Raw genomic sequence first — 15630 nt, 5'->3', positions numbered from 1 at the left:
GAAAATAAAGGAGCGCTAACTCATGACAACTAAGATTCCTGGTAAACACCTCTCTGCCTGTACAACGGTATTGGTGGGAAAGAAGGCGTCAATTGATGGCTCAACGATGATTGCGCGGAACGATGATACCTTTCTACCGTTAACGCCGCAACGGTTCATTATGCAGCCAGCTGTTACCGGTCGAAAGGGTGAAGTCATTACCTCAACCCAGAATGGCTTTACGGCGACGTTGCCCGAAGACGGGTACCGCTACATGGCCACCCCCAACGTTGATGTTGAAAACGAAGGGGAATATGACGAAAATGGGTTTAACGAAAAAAACGTTGCCATGAGTGCAACGGAAAGTGTCTATGGCAACGAAAAGGCGCTTTCCGTTGATCCGTTGGTCATGGATGGATTAGCGGAGGATACCATGCCGACAATGGTTTTACCTTACATTAATTCGGCGCGGGGCGGAGTGAAGTACTTGGGCGACTTAATTAAGCAGTATGGGTCACCTGAGGGGAACGGGGTCATTTTTTCAGATCACAACGATGTTTGGTACATGGAAATTGTGACGGGACATCATTGGGTTGCCCAACGAATTCCTGACGATGCGTACGCCGTTGCAGCTAATCAGGTTGCCATTCAGCAGGTTGATTTTAAGGATCCAGATAACTTTATGTGGTCGGAAGGGATTCAAGAATTTGTTGAAGTCAACCATTTAAATCCGGATCAACAGGGGTGGAACTTCCGGCATATTTTTGGGACCAGCAACGAAAAGGATCGCCACTACAATACACCACGGGTATGGTTTGCCCAGCGGTACCTTAACCCAGAAATTGATCAGGATCCCGAATCCAGTGATCTCCCTTTTATTCGCCGAACGGAAAAGAAAATTGCCGTGGAAGACGTGGAATATATCTTGAGTTCTCACTATAACGAAACCATTTATGATCCACTAGGCAAACTGGGTACTCCGGAAACTCGGACGAAATACCGGCCAATTTCAATGAATCGGACCCAGAATTCCCACGTTCTACAACTTAGAAATGACGTCTCTGCGGATCGTTCGGCTATTTTTTGGCTCTGCTTTGGGGTCCCGGCATTTAGTCCTTATGTACCGTTCTTTGCCAACGCTACGGATACGGATGCTACTTACGCCAACACGCCAATGAAAATTGAGGATGGCAAGAGTGCCTACTGGATGTACCGAACGCTATCCATGCTCGTTGAGTCCCACTATAGTCAGTTTATTCAACAGGACGTTGATTTCCTAACTGATGTCAAACAGTTATTACGGACACACGTTAATGAGACGTTAACGAATACCCGGGATCTCAGTGGGGATCAGCTGACCGAGGCCTTAACGACGGCCAACCATAACGTTACGGCACTCATGCAGGATAAGACGCAACCGTTTATAAATAGTTTAATTGCGCACGGCTTGGAACTGTCGAAGCTTACGTTTAACATGGATAAAAACTTATAGTCATTTGATTGCTCAGCCAATCAGTCAACCCAATTAGAGAGGTAGTGGAGCCAGATTCGATTCTTTTGATCGATGGGCTTCGCTACCTCTTTTTATGGTCATTAAAATGGTCGGTTGATATCTGCCGTTAGTCGACCGATGTTCTTGCTTTTTTCATAGTCTAGCAATAATTTAATCGCATTTTTTTAGTAAGCTTAAGCCTTAATGGAAATGGATTTGCCACATACCGAAAGGATGACCAATATGACCGCAAAAGTTTTTAACGATCAAAACGGCCTAACCACGGCAGCTGCCAAACAGCGAATTCAACAGTACGGAAAGAACGCCTTAGAAGAGAGGCGGCCGCCGAGTTTGTTATCTCAAATTTGGCGTCATCTCTCAGATGTCTCATCCCTCGTTCTGCTCTTTGCCGTTGTTTTATCCGTGTATCTATCCGTGGCAAAGGGGGATGACTGGACGAAGCCCATTGTTATTGGGGCAATATTAGTGATTAACGTTGCAATTGCAATCTACCAAGAATCTCACGCGGAACAAGCACTGGCTGAATTGAAAAAACTATCGGTGCAAGAAGTGGTAACAAAACGGGACGGACAATTTCAAGCGATTAACGCTGAAGACCTGGTTCCCGATGACGTTGTCAAACTGGTTGGCGGGGATAAAATTCCGGCAGACGGTCACCTCCTAAAGGGCAACGGCTTGTTAATCGATGAAGCCATTTTAACGGGAGAAAGTGAGCCCATTGAAAAATCACCTGATGACGACGCAACGGTTTACTCGGGGACGGCGGTAACGAGTGGGACAGGTGAGTTTGTCGTCCGTCAAACGGGAATGCAAACGGAAATTGGCCAAATTGCGGGACTCCTTAACGGGACGAAAAGGCGAATGACGCTCCTGCAGAAACGGTTGCGCCGACTATCCTTAGCACTTAGCGCCGCTGCAATTATTGGTGGAATTATTATTTTCTTCTTGAGTACGTTTGTGTACCAGGAACCCATAGCTGATAGTCTTATTATTGGGGTGTCTCTAGCAGTAGCGGCGGTTCCTGAAACTCTCCCCGTGATCGTAACGATTAGTTTAGCCCATGGGGTTGGCGAAATGGCCAAACGGCATGCCATTATCCGACGGGTTGATGCCGTGGAAACAATTGGCCAAGTTGATGTTATTGCCAGCGATAAAACAGGGACGCTGACGCAGAATAAGATGACGATTACCACCGTATGGGTGCCGGGTAACGCACCAGCGGAAGCTACGACAACGATGTCACCAGCTGAAAATCAGATGATGAATCGGTTTGCCTTAGCGAGTAATGCGGTACTGGACGATGGCCAAGGAAACCCAATCGGGGATTCAACTGAGTTGGCCATCGTCAGGTACTTGGATCAGCTGGGTCGGAACCGGGAAGAATTAGAAAGAGAGTTGCCACGGTTAGAAGAGGATCCCTTTGATTCAAAACGTAAGACGATGGCGACGCTGCACCAACTATCGTCTGACCGATTCCTGCTAATCATGAAGGGAGCTGTCGATCGCCTCCCCGTTAAATGGCAACCCGGGGAACAGGATCGGGTGAATGAGATGAACGCGGCCTTTGCTAAGGATGCGTTGCGGGTCCTCGCAATTGGGTACCGGGAACTCTCAGCCGAGGAGTTAAACGACCGGGACTGGAAGAGCTTCGAGACTGAGTTAACGTTTGGGGGATTAATTGGTTTAATTGATCCACCCCGACCCGAAGCTGTGGAAGCCGTTCGCCAGGCAAAAAAGGCCGGGATTAAAACGGTTATGATTACTGGAGATCATTTAGCGACTGCGGTGGCCATTGCAACGGAAATTGGAATTTATGAATCCGGCGATCGGGTAGTCAGCGGAGAAGATCTTGTTCAAATGAGTGATCAAGATCTGGCAGACCAGGTCCAAAACATTTCGGTGTACGCTCGGGTTACCCCGGAAGATAAAATTCGAATTGTGGCAGCGTGGCAGGCACGGGGAGATATTGTTGCAATGACGGGTGATGGTGTCAACGATGCCCCCGCACTAAAGGCGGCCGACGTTGGAATTGCGATGGGAATCACAGGGACGGAGGTGTCAAAGGGTGCGGCAGATATGGTGCTGACGGACGATAACTTTGCGACGATCATTGCTGCCGTAAGTGAAGGCCGAACGGTTTATCAAAACATTCTAAAGACGGTGGAATTCTTAGTCGGGGTTAACTTTGCCCAGATCGCGATTATGTTAGTGGCGGTCAGCTTGGGCTGGGGAACGCCGTTACTAGCCGAACAGCTCTTACTCATTAACGTTTTAGCCGACGGAATTCCTGGTTTTTACTTGAGTCGCGAGGTTGGCGAACGAACAGCAATGACGCAGCCGCCACTCGATAACACCGAGGGGATTTTCGCCAACGGTTTAGGGAAACGGGTGATGCTCCGAAGTTTCCTGCTGGCAACGGTATCGCTGGTTGTCTTCCTAATTGGATCGAAGGTTCTGCCAGATCATTCACTTACGCTTGGTCAAAGCATGATTTTTCTGGTTCTTTCCATCGGGTCAATGATCAGTATTTACGCCATTAAGACCCGGAGCTTCCTCTCGTTAGCCACGATTAAACAAAATCCGGGATTGAACTGGGGCATGCTGTTATCGCTAATTCTGGTACTCATGATTGCGATTGTACCGATCCTTCAACCTTGGTTTGGCCTCGTGACGTTACCAACTGGGGCCTGGATTATCTGCCTAATTGGTATTTTAATTCCGGTGACCGGGTTAGAAATTTGGAAACGACTAGGTTCATCATAGTGCGGTCTCTGAGACGTTAAAGTAGCGGTCCCATTTCGAGTGTTAGCTCGGAATGGGACCGCTACTTTAATTTTATGAAGTGGCTTCCTTAATGTTCGTTAAGTACCTAGCGTTGACAAAACTTTGGTTGTCTAATTGATACCACACCAGTTCTTGATTATCGACAATTCTAGCAATGAGTTGGACCTTGGTTCCATGCGGAATTTCACAGATGGGAATGCCGTAGGGCTGAACGTAACCCTTAATTTTTTTATCTGGGATGTAATCAACCGTTGCACTTCCCGTAATGGGGGTGGAAACCCACCGCGATAGCGCCTGGTAGTTAGCGTACGGGTTAAATAACGGATGATCAATGATATTAACGTTATCAGCCCGAATCCATTGAAGACCGCCTAGATTAAGCCACTCGGTGTCGTCCGTTAGCTGAACCCGTTGATACACGTGCCAAACAGAGTTAGCAGGGAGACCGTAACCCATGAAGCTTCCGGCTGGCCGATCGTAGACGTTTCGCGTTTCTGTTAGCTCGCCAAAGAGGTTAAGGACCTGCGACGTTTTCCAATCGGCGCGCCGGTAAAGCAGGTAGACGGTTGCACTTTGACTCGAAAAAATACCGTTTAACCGGCCGCTAGAACGAATAATCGTATAGTTTTCAATTGATGGTGTGTTAACTTCGTAAGCCTCACCTAACTGCCCGCTTAGAATGGTTGGCTCACTTAAAATTTGGCCGGTATCAATGTCGATCGGATAAACCATAATGGCTTGACCCAACTGTTTAGCAAATTTAAAGGTGATCGCATCGTAAGCGCGAATAAAGTTGGAAGTAAATCCGTCGATTCCAACTAGAACGTGGCCCTTAATGGTTGGCTCATGAAACTTTAGGGGATCACCAACGTGGCCCATTAAAACGTCGGGCTTACGAAGCTCCTGTCCGTCATCGGTCTCATATAATAAGATCAGAATTGCGGTGGGTACTTCAACCGACCGTTCCCGGCTCGATTGGGTGGGCGCTAAAGGCACTGATTGATCGGTTGAAGTCGTTTTTGATTGAATTGGGTCTACTGAACGTGACTGTTTATTCATTGAATTAGGGTCATCTTGTTCAACCGATTCATGGTTATTCGAAAAAAAGTTTGTTAACCAATCAAAAAATGCCATCAGTACTCATCTCCAATCTTTTTCATACGTCTAGTATACCCCAAACGGGTACCAGAACGCAGTTAGTTTATGAGAAGGAATGCATAAAAAATAGGGGTGCCAGTCTAATTCGATTATCAATCCTCGAATTAAACTAGCATCCCTATTTTGGCACCTAATCGCTAGATCTGGTAGCGAATCGGGATCTTACTTTTCTTTGCGATCCTGATCCTCTTTTTTGGCGTCCTGTGATCGTTCCGCCGTGGTGTCAGAAGTCTGGTTGCTCTTGCTTGAAGTATCAGCGGAAATCACAATTTTATCACCGTTCATTGAGGCCAATAACTTCTTTGTGTTGGAATGGTCGAGGTAGTAATCGGCAATTTTATCCTCGATTTCCTCTTGAATAACCCGCCGCAGTGGCCGGGCCCCCATTTGGGGGTTGTAACCTTCATCGACCAGTTTGGCTTCCACGGGTTCAGTTACATGGATATGAATTCGTTGCTTTTTCAGCATGTTATTAACGTCGTCAATCATTAGGGATACGATCTTCATGAGGTCGGCCTTAGTTAACGGGTTAAATTCAATGATGTCATCAAACCGGTTAAGGAACTCGGGCTTAAAGTAATTGGTTAACCGATCCAAAACGGAGTGGGTCTGGCCACTTGCTGCAGCCCCAAATCCAACGTTGGCCTCCGCATCACCAGAACCAGCGTTACTAGTCATGATAATAATCGTATCCTTAAAGGAAACGGTTCGGCCCTGTGAATCGGTTAGGCGGCCATCGTCCAGAATTTGTAAGAACATATTCAAAACGTCTGGGTGAGCCTTTTCAACTTCATCCAACAGAATTAGGGTGTAAGGATGACGACGAACCTGCTCGGTGAGTTGTCCGGCTTCTTCGTAGCCCACGTAGCCAGGAGGGGACCCGATTAACTTAGAAATTGAGTGGGGTTCCATATATTCAGACATATCAAACCGAATCATCGAATCTTCGGAACCAAACAGTTCCTTAGCGAGTTGTTTGGCCGTTTCCGTCTTTCCAACGCCGGTAGGACCTACAAAGAGAAAGCTCCCAATTGGGCGACCGGTTCCGTTTAAGCCAATCCGGTTTCTGCGAATGGCTCGGGCAACCTTATCAACGGCTTCATCTTGACCGATAACATGTTTTTCAAGGTCCGGGGCCAAATCTTTCAGCTGCTTTTCTTCGTTCTCACGCATATCGCCAACTGGAATTCCCGTCTTTTCCTCAACGATCTTTTCCATATCGGTGGCGGTAACTTCGGGAACCTTTTCATCCGTAGTGGCGGAGTCCTTGTTGGCCTCTAATTTCTTGACCTGATCCCGGTAGTAAGCGGCCTTTTCGTAGTCTTCCTGGTCGAGAGCCTGTTGCTTTTGTTCTTCGGCCCGTTTAATACTGTCTTCAATGGTTTGCGGGTCCACAACGTTAATCGTGAGATTCTTTCTGGAACCGGCTTCGTCCATTAAGTCAATGGCCTTATCCGGCAAGTACCGATCCTGGATGTAACGGTCAGACAACCGAACGGCGGCATCAAGGGATCCCTCACTGTATTTGACGTGGTGGTAATCCTCGTACTTTTGTTCAACACCCTTAAGAATTTTAATGGCTTCTTCCGGACTTGGTTCGTTCACTTGAACGGGCTGAAGTCGGCGGGCAAGGGCGGCATCCTTTTCGATGTCGCGATATTCAGTTGAGGTGGTGGCCCCAATTAATTGGAATTCACCACGGGCAAGGGCGGGCTTTAAGACATTTCCAGCGTCCATTCCGCCTTCTGCGTTTCCAGCACCGACAATTTCATGAATTTCATCAATGAAGAGGACGACCTCTGGGTTAGCTTCGACTTCCTTCATTAATTGTTGCATCCGTTGTTCAAATTGACCCCGAATTCCGGTCCCTTGAACCAGCGAAACAACATCTAAGCGAATAATTTGTTTATTCGTCAGCTTCTGAGGAACGTCGCCGGAGATAATCCGTTGGGCCAGACCCTCAACAACGGCGGTCTTACCAACCCCGGCTTCTCCAATGAGAACGGGGTTGTTCTTAGTGCGGCGGTTTAAAATTTCAATAACTTGAGCGGTTTCTTTGTCCCGTCCAATGACTGGATCGATTTTACCATCCTTAGCCATCTGGGTGAGGTTAATGCCATATTGGCCGAGCAAGCTTCCGCTACCGTTTTGACCACCACCGTTTCCGTTAGGGCCACTAGGTTGGGTAGGGGGAACTTGTTGTTGGAAGCCGGATTGACCGGTACCATTGCCGTTAGACATTGCCCGAAAGATATCATCCAAGTTGTTGAACCCGAATGGATCTTGTGCCATATTACGCGTACCTCCATTTCCAGAATTATTTTCCTGGTTTTTTAGAAGTTGATAGCAATTTTGACATAGGTCAACTTGCTGCCGTTGACCGTTCATGTTCATAAAGAGATGAATGGTCGCTGGATTTTTGTGGCAGTTCTGACATAGCATATTGCTGTCTCCTTTCTTCTAAAAGATTTCAAATAGGAATCGTTAGTGTTTGACCTTATTTGACCTTTACCGATATTATACATGCTCACAGTTGTGGTGCAAGTAATTTGTTATCGGGGAAAGAACAACTAATTTCAAGCTTCTAACACCCCTCATTTTAGCACTTGCCCCTAAGTTAAGCTAAAAACTCGTTTGACCATTTTAGTGCAGAAATTCTTTGACCAAACGTGGGGGATCAAGTAGCATGGAAGAAATAAGTAGTTGGGGGGAAAACACATGCGAGACTTTACTGCGTTGATGGATCAACTTCGGGATGGCCAGTTAGAGAGCTTTGAAATCGAAGAGGAAGAATTCCCCGAATTTCAAAAGGCCTATATGGCTTACGAAACGCGAAAACGGGTTATTGGCCAAGCTGAACGTGGTGGTAAGGTTATTTACCACTACGAGCACGATGATCACTAGAATTTGTTTTATGAAAGCGATTTTAAATAACTTGTATTTTGACGGGTTTATTGCTATTCTTTAAGTAAGCGGGAAGGCCTCGTTTTCTAATAATGGTTATAAGTGCTATTATGAAGCCCTCACCAGTCCCACAATATAACCTACCTGATAAGGAGATTGATCGATAATGGAAAAACGCGAATTTCACATTACTGCTGAAACTGGGATTCATGCCCGTCCAGCAACGCTTTTGGTTCAAACCGCAAGTAAGTTCAACTCAGAAGTTACTTTGCAGTACCAAGACAAGTCAGTAAACTTGAAGTCTATCATGGGGGTTATGTCCCTTGGTGTTGGTCAGAACGCTGACATTACGATTACGACAGATGGCGAAGATGAAAAAGAAGCAATGGATGCCATTGCTGAAACGATGAAGAATGAAGGTTTATCTAACTAACTTAGTTAGGTAACCGGTAGGGCGCTGAATCTTTGGATTCAGCGCTTTTTTGTGAGGCTGGGACATAAGACGCTCAGGCCATGCAAAATAAGATAAAGGACCAGGTTCGATTGTGTTTTGATCGAATTTGGTCCTTTATCTTATTTGGTTGTGGTTTGTCTTTAGTCGGGTCCCGTTTCTCAACTTTCTGCGGTTAATCAAGCTCACAAATAATACTAAAACCCAGTATTTTTTATGAGCTCCGTTAATCCTTAAAAGTAAGCAAGAAGCTCCACACCCTATCCCGTAACTAAAGGGCCGAAAGCATCCTATTGAGGATGGAAGACTTTCGGGCCTTGTTGAAAGAGTCGTCTGCTCAAGCGAAGCGGGTTTAACGTTCCCGCTTTACGTTTTATGTCGTGAGTAAGGGACTTAAACTTTTTTTAAAGAACTAACTTCGAGAACAGTGGCTGGGTACATAAAAGCGTCACGATGGGGCGTCAGCTTAAAATTAGCCGGCTTAGACGTGGATCTCTGTTTGCAAAGGATTCAGGAAACCCATATAATTAGCTCTATTAGACGTGACAATTGGGGGTTACCCCGGTTGAGTAAACTCTGTCACAAAAGATTTAGGGGGAGAAAATGTGAATATCGGACTGTTTACAGATACATATTTTCCTCAGGTTAGTGGGGTCTCAACATCGATTAAAACGTTGCGTGAAGAACTAGAAAAACAGGGGCATCAAGTCTATATTTTTACAACGACTGACCCGCACGTTGAAAAGAACGTGTACGAACGAAACGTTTTTCGGTTCTCAAGCATTCCCTTCATTTCCTTTAAGGATCGCCGAATTGCCGTTCGTGGCTTGTTTCAAGCGTACCAAATTGCGAAGGAATTGAATTTGGATATTGTTCACACGCAGACTGAGTTTTCGATGGGTCTCATTGGAAAGTTTGTAGCCCGCAATTTGCATATTCCATGTTTACATACGTACCATACGATGTACGAGGATTATCTGCACTACATTGCGAACGGTAAAATACTAAAGCCGGTAAACGTTAAACAACTAACGGTAGCGTTTTGCTATCATATGACGGGAATTATCGCACCGAGTGACCGAGTGTTAGAAACATTAACGGGTTACGGGGTTAAATCGCCCATCCGAATTATTCCGACGGGCGTTAATTTGCATAAGTATGACCAGCCGGATACGAGTAATTTACGGGCGAAATACGGTTATGAACCGGATACCCCCATCATTTTATCGTTAAGCCGGTTAGCCTACGAAAAGAACATTAAGGAATCGATTGATGCGCTGCCAGAAATTTTAAAGGCGGTACCAACCGCCCAGTTGCTGATTGTCGGGGATGGACCAGCGCGTCAAGATTTAGAAGCACAGGCCAAAACCATGCAATTAACGGACCATATCACCTTTGCCGGCGAAATTAATAATGATGATGTTTACCATTATTACCACCTAGCAAACGTCTTCTTGTCGTCATCCGATTCGGAATCCCAGGGATTAACTTATATTGAGGCGATGGCAGCGGGATTAAAAACGGTTGTGATGACAAGTCCCTATACGGATGACCTTTTGAGCGAAAAGTCGTTGGGGATGACCTTTAAGACGCAGGATGAAATGGTTGCCGACGTCATTGATTACCTCACGCACCCAGATGACTACCACGATCCCGACTTGTTGGAACGTAAGTTGGCTGAAATTTCAGCGGATACGTTTGGTCAACGAGTGATTAAGTTTTATCACGATGCTCAGGTGATGTACGAAGAATCGCATGAAGATACCATCGATTTTGATAGCTAATTTAGAAGGAGTCAGTTAATGCTTACCATTAATATGTTTTCACAGGCCGATTCGGTGAAGGGCCAGGGAGTCGGTAGTGCGTATGATGAGTTGATGTACCTCATGACCCATGATGAGGCAGGGGCGTTTAACGTTCGGGTTAATTCATGGCAGAAATCGGATATTTCACACTACCATACCGTTAATCCATCGTATTATCTCTCAACGTTTATGCCAAACCGGGGCCGAAAAATTGGGTATGTTCACTTCTTACCTGAGACGTTAGAGGGTAGTCTAAAGCTACCTCAACCCTTTCGGTCAATTTTTTACCGGTACGTGATTGCGTTTTATAAGCGGATGGATCACATCGTGGTGGTCAACCCAACGTTCATTCCAAAATTAGCGGCGTACGGTATTGATCCAGCTAAAATTACGTACATTCCTAATTTTGTGCGGAAGGAAGAATTTTATCCGGTCTCTAACGCCAAGAAACTAGCCCTCCGACAACAGTATGGGCTGGATTCCAACCGGTTTACGGTTTTAGGGGTTGGCCAAATTCAGGAACGCAAGGGGGTTAATGATTTTATTACCCTCGCTAAAAAGAACCCCGAAATGCAGTTCGTTTGGGCCGGTGGCTTTTCATTTGGTGCCATGACGGATGGGTACGCTGAGTTAAAGCGGGTCGTGGAGAATCCCCCGGCTAACCTAAAGTTCCCGGGAATTGTCGACCGCGATCGGTTAGTGGATTACTATGACATGGCGGACGTTTTTTTGCTCCCATCCTATAACGAACTTTTTCCCATGTCGGTGTTAGAGGCGTTTAGTACCGGAACCCCGGTTTTGTTACGTGATTTAGATCTTTATAAAGCAATTATTGATGGGTATTATGAACCCGCCCAAAACGGGGTAGAAATGAACATTAAACTGCGGAACCTAGCAGCTAACTCAGCCGCATTGGCTAGATTAAAAGAGTTAAGTTTGGCAGCCGCTGATCGTTATTCGGAACACCATCTCGCACAAGTATGGCATGATTTTTACACGCAACAAGCAGAAGAGAGGTAGCCAATGACCAGACGAAATAAAATTGCCCTGGCAATTATGTTCCTGGTCGGGGTAGGAATCTTTGCTTTCTCACTGCGTAAAATTAAGCTGCACGCCCTTTGGAACGACTTACTGCATATCAACCTTTGGTGGTTTGCGGTGGCCGTTCTCTGTATGCTGCTTTACCTGGGGTTAGAGGGACTGATTGTTAAAGTCTTTATATCTAGCCGGATTTCGGGGTTTACCTTCCGGGATGCCGTTCGGGTCCCAGCTATTGAACAGCTGTTTAACGGGATAACGCCGTTTTCAACTGGGGGCCAGCCCGCTCAGCTCATCGCGCTTATGCAGGCGGGGGTGGATGGTGGTCGTGCCAGTTCGGTTCTTTTAATGAAGTTCGTGGTGTATCAAGCTATGATTGTCGTGAACTTTATTATTGCCCTTTTGATTGGGTTTAACTACATCGTCGAAAAGATGCATGCCCTTGCGCTCCTCGTTTTATTTGGTTTTTTAATCCACTTAGGGGTTATTATCGGTCTGTTATTAGTGATGTATTGGCCGCGGTTTACCAAAAAATTGGTGAGCCTATGCTTAATCCCCGTGGGATGGTTCATGAAGCAGGAGCGGCTAGATGGTATTAAACGACAGTTGGACGAAAAACTGGATAATTTTTACCATGAAAGTCTGCGTATTAGCCATGAATGGAAAATGATGGCTAAGATTTTTCTCATTACTTTCTTTCAACTACTGGCGTACTACCTCATACCGTACTTTATTATGCTGGCACTGGGATATACCCACGTTAACATTGTTATGGTAACGTGCCTGCACATCTTAATTGTGATTGTCATTTCTCTGTTTCCGATTCCGGGGGGGTCCGGGGGGGCGGAGTATAGTTTTGAAGCGCTGTTTGGCAGTTTCATTACTTCTAGTAGCAAACTCGTGCTGGCAATGCTCCTCTGGCGGATCTTAACCTACTATCTCGGGATGCTTAGCGGATTGATTGCTCTCGTGATCCCACCAACCAAGGTCCAAGATTCTACTGATGATAAGTAAATTTGAATTTTCACGAATTTATCGTGTCAGACGCGCTTAAATTTGGTAAAATCGTATTGAAGTTAGAAAGGAGACCACCCGATGGAAGACTCTCATTTGGTAGGCATCATTGACCGGTTAAAGGTTATGCAGCAGGATACAGGCGATGAGCCTCAACCACGTCGTTTCGAAAAAGACGGTGTAGAACGTGCCCGTGTGGTTTACCACCAGGATTCAAATACCTACACGTTATACGAATTTAATCCGGACGTGTCGTTTGAGTTTGATAACATTGACTTAGTTGCCATTGAACTCTTTGATTTACTTTCGGATAATTAATAAACCGATGTTGTCGTGTTTTTATGAGGATCTGTTGTGACAGACCCTTATTTTTTTGAAATTTTTAGGGATAACTTTGAAATGTTTGTTAAGAATTGATTCATACATTGAAGTCCTTGGGATTTCAGTTATAATTTTTTTAGATTGTAATATTTGGAGGCAGTTAGATGTCTAGCATCGGAAAGAAAACGTCGCGGTTTTTAAATACGCGACTGGGATTTTTTATCTTAGTTGTTGTCCTCTTTTGGATAAAAACGTATGTCGCTTATCAAACTGAATTTACACTGGGAGCTAAGGGTGGAGTTCAGCAGTTCTTGTTGGTCATTAACCCGGTTCCGGCAATTTTGTTAATCTTCGGAATTGCCCTTTATTTTCGGGGGAAGCTTTCCTACTGGCTAATGCTCATCATTGATTTTTTGGAATCTAGTTGGATTTTTGCCAACGTTGTTTACTACCGTGAATTTTCGGATTTTATGTCGATGTCGGTCATTACCGGATCCGGGAGTACCCAAAATAACCTTGGCAAGTCGTTGGCGGCCATTGTTCGGCCGTTTGACTTCTTCGTTTACGTGGATATCATTGTGCTGATTGTCCTGTTAGCTACCCGGGTGATTAAGATTGACTACCGGCCATTCAAGCGGCGGTATGCGTTGAGCATTACCGTTCTATCATTCGCCTTAATGTTTGGCGAATACGGGCTGGCTAACTCTGATCGATCCGGATTACTAACACGGACGTTTGATAACAACTATTTAGTGAAGTATCTAGGGTTAAACGAGTACGCGGCTTTTAATGCGTATACCACCCAAAAGGAAAGTCAGACGCGGGCCCATGCGAGCGCCAGTGATTTAAATAGTGTTATTAAGTATTTAAAGAAGAACCGGGTTTCACCGAACATTTCTTATTACGGTAAGGAAAAGGGGAAGAACGTCTTCGTTATTCACTTGGAGAGTTTCCAACAATTTTTGATCGACTACAAAGTTGATGGCAAACAGGTAACGCCTAACCTAAATAAGTTTTATCATAATCAGCATACGATCTCCTTTGACAATTTTTATAATCAAGTTGGGCAGGGGAAAACGTCCGATGCTGAGTTAATGCTAGAAAATTCATTGTACGGGTTACCGACCGGGTCAGCGATGACAACGTACGGAACTCAGAATACCTTTCAGGCGGCTCCCGCGATTTTAGATCAGAAAGGCTACACAACGGCGGCCTTTCATGGGGATGTTCCGAGCTTTTGGAACCGGGACAATACCTACAAGTCATGGGGATATCAGTACTTCTTTAGCTCAAGCTACTATAAACAAAAATCCGACTATAGCGTTGGATACGGTTTGAAGGATAAGATCTTCCTAAAGGATTCTGCTGACTACATTCAGAAGCTGCCACAGCCGTTTTACGCTAAATTAATTACGGTAACGAACCACTACCCGTACGAGTTAGATAAAGAAAATGTTGATTTCCCCGCAACCAAAACGGGGGATAAGACGGTTGATCCTTACGTTCAAACTGCCCACTACTTGGATGAAGCCTTTGGTGAATTTATGGCTTACCTTCAAAAGACGGGGCTAAGTAAGAACAGTATGGTTGTTCTCTATGGGGATCACTACGGAATTTCCAATAATCACCGAACTGCGATTGCTGACTTACTCCATAAGGATAAAGTCACGTCCTATGATTTAGCCCAATTCCAAAAGGTTCCCTTTATGATTAATGCTAGTAACTTAAAGGGTGGGATTAATCATACGTACGGTGGTGAAATTGATGTGATGCCAACCTTATTGAACCTATTAGGGGTTAAGGATAATAAATCGATTCAATTCGGGGAAGACCTCTTAGCTAAAAACCGAAGTCAAACCGTAGCCTTTAGAGATGGTGACTTTGTGTCGCCGACGTACGTTAAGGTTGGTGGAACCGTTTATTCCACCAAGACGGGTGAACCATTAACCTTAAACGCTAAGCAAAAGAAACAGGTGGCTAAGATGCAGAACCAGGTAACAACGGAACTATCGTTATCTGATCGGGTCATCTATGGTGATTTACTCAGGTTCTATAAGCTCCCTGGGTTTACTAAGACGGATAAGAAGGAATATTCGTATAAGTACACGAGTGCAATGGAACGCTTAGATGAAGCACAAAAGAAGGGTACCAGCCTTCAAGCGAAGAATGACGGTCAAAGTACGTTGTCCGACTACACTACGACCGCACCTGAACTTGATGATTCGTCATCAAGCAGTACAAGTAGTATAAGCAGCAGCGTTAAGTAAGATTCATAATCATATCAGAAAGTTCCCGCTAGTTTTGATGGCTGATCAAAGCTAGCGGGAACTTTTTTATTGCCGAGAACAAAAAAAGGCTTGCGCTAAGACTAAGTTCTTGGTAAGATATTTTTTGTTGTCAGCAAGTTAGCGGCCAGGCAACTTGACGATTAATTTAGTTCTGAATGATTATTCAAAAATGAATTAAAAAAAGCTTGACGGGTTATATAAATGCTGGTAATATAATAAACGTTGTCAAAGAAAAATGTAGCAACTTATAATTTTGAATAAATATTCAAAATTATAAAAAAGTTGTTGACATCTAGTTGACGACATGATATACTTTAAAAGTTGTCACGAAGTGGTTAAACCGCTAACGACAAGGTAGACCTTTGAAAACTGAAC

General features: G+C 45.0%; 11 protein-coding genes. 9 read left to right on the top strand and 2 right to left on the bottom strand.

The genetic code is table 11. The features are described 5' to 3' along the window. Positions 1-22 precede the first annotated feature (22 nt). Entirely contained in the window at positions 23-1471 is a 1449-nt protein-coding gene (locus tag DCM90_RS02800; protein ID WP_109249847.1) for a C69 family dipeptidase, read from the top strand. Positions 1472-1714: 243 nt separating this feature from the next. After that, on the top strand, positions 1715-4255 hold the full coding sequence (locus DCM90_RS02795; protein ID WP_225365948.1) for a cation-translocating P-type ATPase: 2541 nt from the start codon (positions 1715-1717) through the stop codon (positions 4253-4255). 72 nt (positions 4256-4327) lie between these two features. Here DCM90_RS02795 and DCM90_RS02790 read toward each other — a convergent pair whose 3' ends face one another. Both DCM90_RS02790 and DCM90_RS02785 read right to left on the bottom strand, forming a co-directional pair. Beyond that, positions 4328-5410 carry a MucBP domain-containing protein gene (locus DCM90_RS02790; protein WP_109249845.1) on the bottom strand — a complete coding sequence of 361 codons (1083 nt, stop codon included), beginning with the start codon at positions 5408-5410 and terminating at the stop codon, positions 4328-4330. A gap of 186 nt (positions 5411-5596) precedes the next feature. After that, positions 5597-7876 (bottom strand): ATP-dependent Clp protease ATP-binding subunit, encoded by a 2280-nt coding sequence (locus tag DCM90_RS02785; protein WP_109249844.1) that lies wholly within the window; start codon positions 7874-7876, stop codon positions 5597-5599. Between the two features lie 276 nt (positions 7877-8152). On the opposite strand from DCM90_RS02785, the gene ykzS reads away from it, so the two are divergent. The 7 genes from ykzS (at position 8153) to DCM90_RS02750 (ending at position 15234) form a co-directional block, all read left to right on the top strand. Next, positions 8153-8338, top strand: a complete 186-nt coding sequence (gene ykzS / locus DCM90_RS02780) for a protein YkzS (protein ID WP_109249843.1) — start codon at positions 8153-8155, stop codon at positions 8336-8338. A 166-nt stretch (positions 8339-8504) separates the two neighbouring features. Beyond that, the gene (locus DCM90_RS02775; RefSeq protein WP_109249842.1) at positions 8505-8771 is read left to right on the top strand and encodes a phosphocarrier protein HPr; all 267 of its coding nucleotides are present in this window, start codon (positions 8505-8507) and stop codon (positions 8769-8771) included. Between the two features lie 623 nt (positions 8772-9394). Then, positions 9395-10573, top strand: a complete 1179-nt coding sequence (locus tag DCM90_RS02770; RefSeq protein WP_109249841.1) for a glycosyltransferase family 4 protein — start codon at positions 9395-9397, stop codon at positions 10571-10573. An 18-nt stretch (positions 10574-10591) separates the two neighbouring features. Continuing rightward, entirely contained in the window at positions 10592-11614 is a 1023-nt protein-coding gene (locus tag DCM90_RS02765) for a glycosyltransferase family 4 protein (protein ID WP_109249840.1), read from the top strand. Positions 11615-11617: 3 nt separating this feature from the next. Next, positions 11618-12646, top strand: a complete 1029-nt coding sequence (locus tag DCM90_RS02760; RefSeq protein WP_109249839.1) for a lysylphosphatidylglycerol synthase transmembrane domain-containing protein — start codon at positions 11618-11620, stop codon at positions 12644-12646. An 81-nt stretch (positions 12647-12727) separates the two neighbouring features. Beyond that, positions 12728-12964: a YkuJ family protein gene (locus DCM90_RS02755; RefSeq protein WP_109249838.1), complete on the top strand. Its 237-nt coding sequence runs from the start codon at positions 12728-12730 to the stop codon at positions 12962-12964. Between the two features lie 167 nt (positions 12965-13131). Beyond that, complete coding sequence (locus DCM90_RS02750) at positions 13132-15234, top strand: LTA synthase family protein (protein ID WP_109249837.1); 2103 nt, start codon at positions 13132-13134, stop codon at positions 15232-15234. Positions 15235-15630 lie beyond the last annotated feature (396 nt).

The organism is Levilactobacillus bambusae (assembly GCF_003124125.1).
GTDB lineage: Bacteria > Bacillota > Bacilli > Lactobacillales > Lactobacillaceae > Levilactobacillus > Levilactobacillus bambusae.
Note: the sequence above shows the minus strand (reverse complement) of the source record. Positions and strands in the feature narration are given on the sequence as shown.

What these genes read in the sequence shown, in the direction of transcription:
- DCM90_RS02800 (WP_109249847.1), top strand. Translation starts at nt 23, where the DNA reads ATGACAACTAAGATTCCTGGTAAACACCTCTCTGCCTGTACAACGGTA.
- DCM90_RS02795 (WP_225365948.1), top strand. Translation starts at nt 1,715, where the DNA reads ATGACCGCAAAAGTTTTTAACGATCAAAACGGCCTAACCACGGCAGCT.
- DCM90_RS02790 (WP_109249845.1), bottom strand. Translation starts at nt 5,410, where the DNA reads ATGGCATTTTTTGATTGGTTAACAAACTTTTTTTCGAATAACCATGAA.
- DCM90_RS02785 (WP_109249844.1), bottom strand. Translation starts at nt 7,876, where the DNA reads ATGCTATGTCAGAACTGCCACAAAAATCCAGCGACCATTCATCTCTTT.
- ykzS (WP_109249843.1), top strand. Translation starts at nt 8,153, where the DNA reads ATGCGAGACTTTACTGCGTTGATGGATCAACTTCGGGATGGCCAGTTA.
- DCM90_RS02775 (WP_109249842.1), top strand. Translation starts at nt 8,505, where the DNA reads ATGGAAAAACGCGAATTTCACATTACTGCTGAAACTGGGATTCATGCC.
- DCM90_RS02765 (WP_109249840.1), top strand. Translation starts at nt 10,592, where the DNA reads ATGCTTACCATTAATATGTTTTCACAGGCCGATTCGGTGAAGGGCCAG.
- DCM90_RS02760 (WP_109249839.1), top strand. Translation starts at nt 11,618, where the DNA reads ATGACCAGACGAAATAAAATTGCCCTGGCAATTATGTTCCTGGTCGGG.
- DCM90_RS02755 (WP_109249838.1), top strand. Translation starts at nt 12,728, where the DNA reads ATGGAAGACTCTCATTTGGTAGGCATCATTGACCGGTTAAAGGTTATG.
- DCM90_RS02750 (WP_109249837.1), top strand. Translation starts at nt 13,132, where the DNA reads ATGTCTAGCATCGGAAAGAAAACGTCGCGGTTTTTAAATACGCGACTG.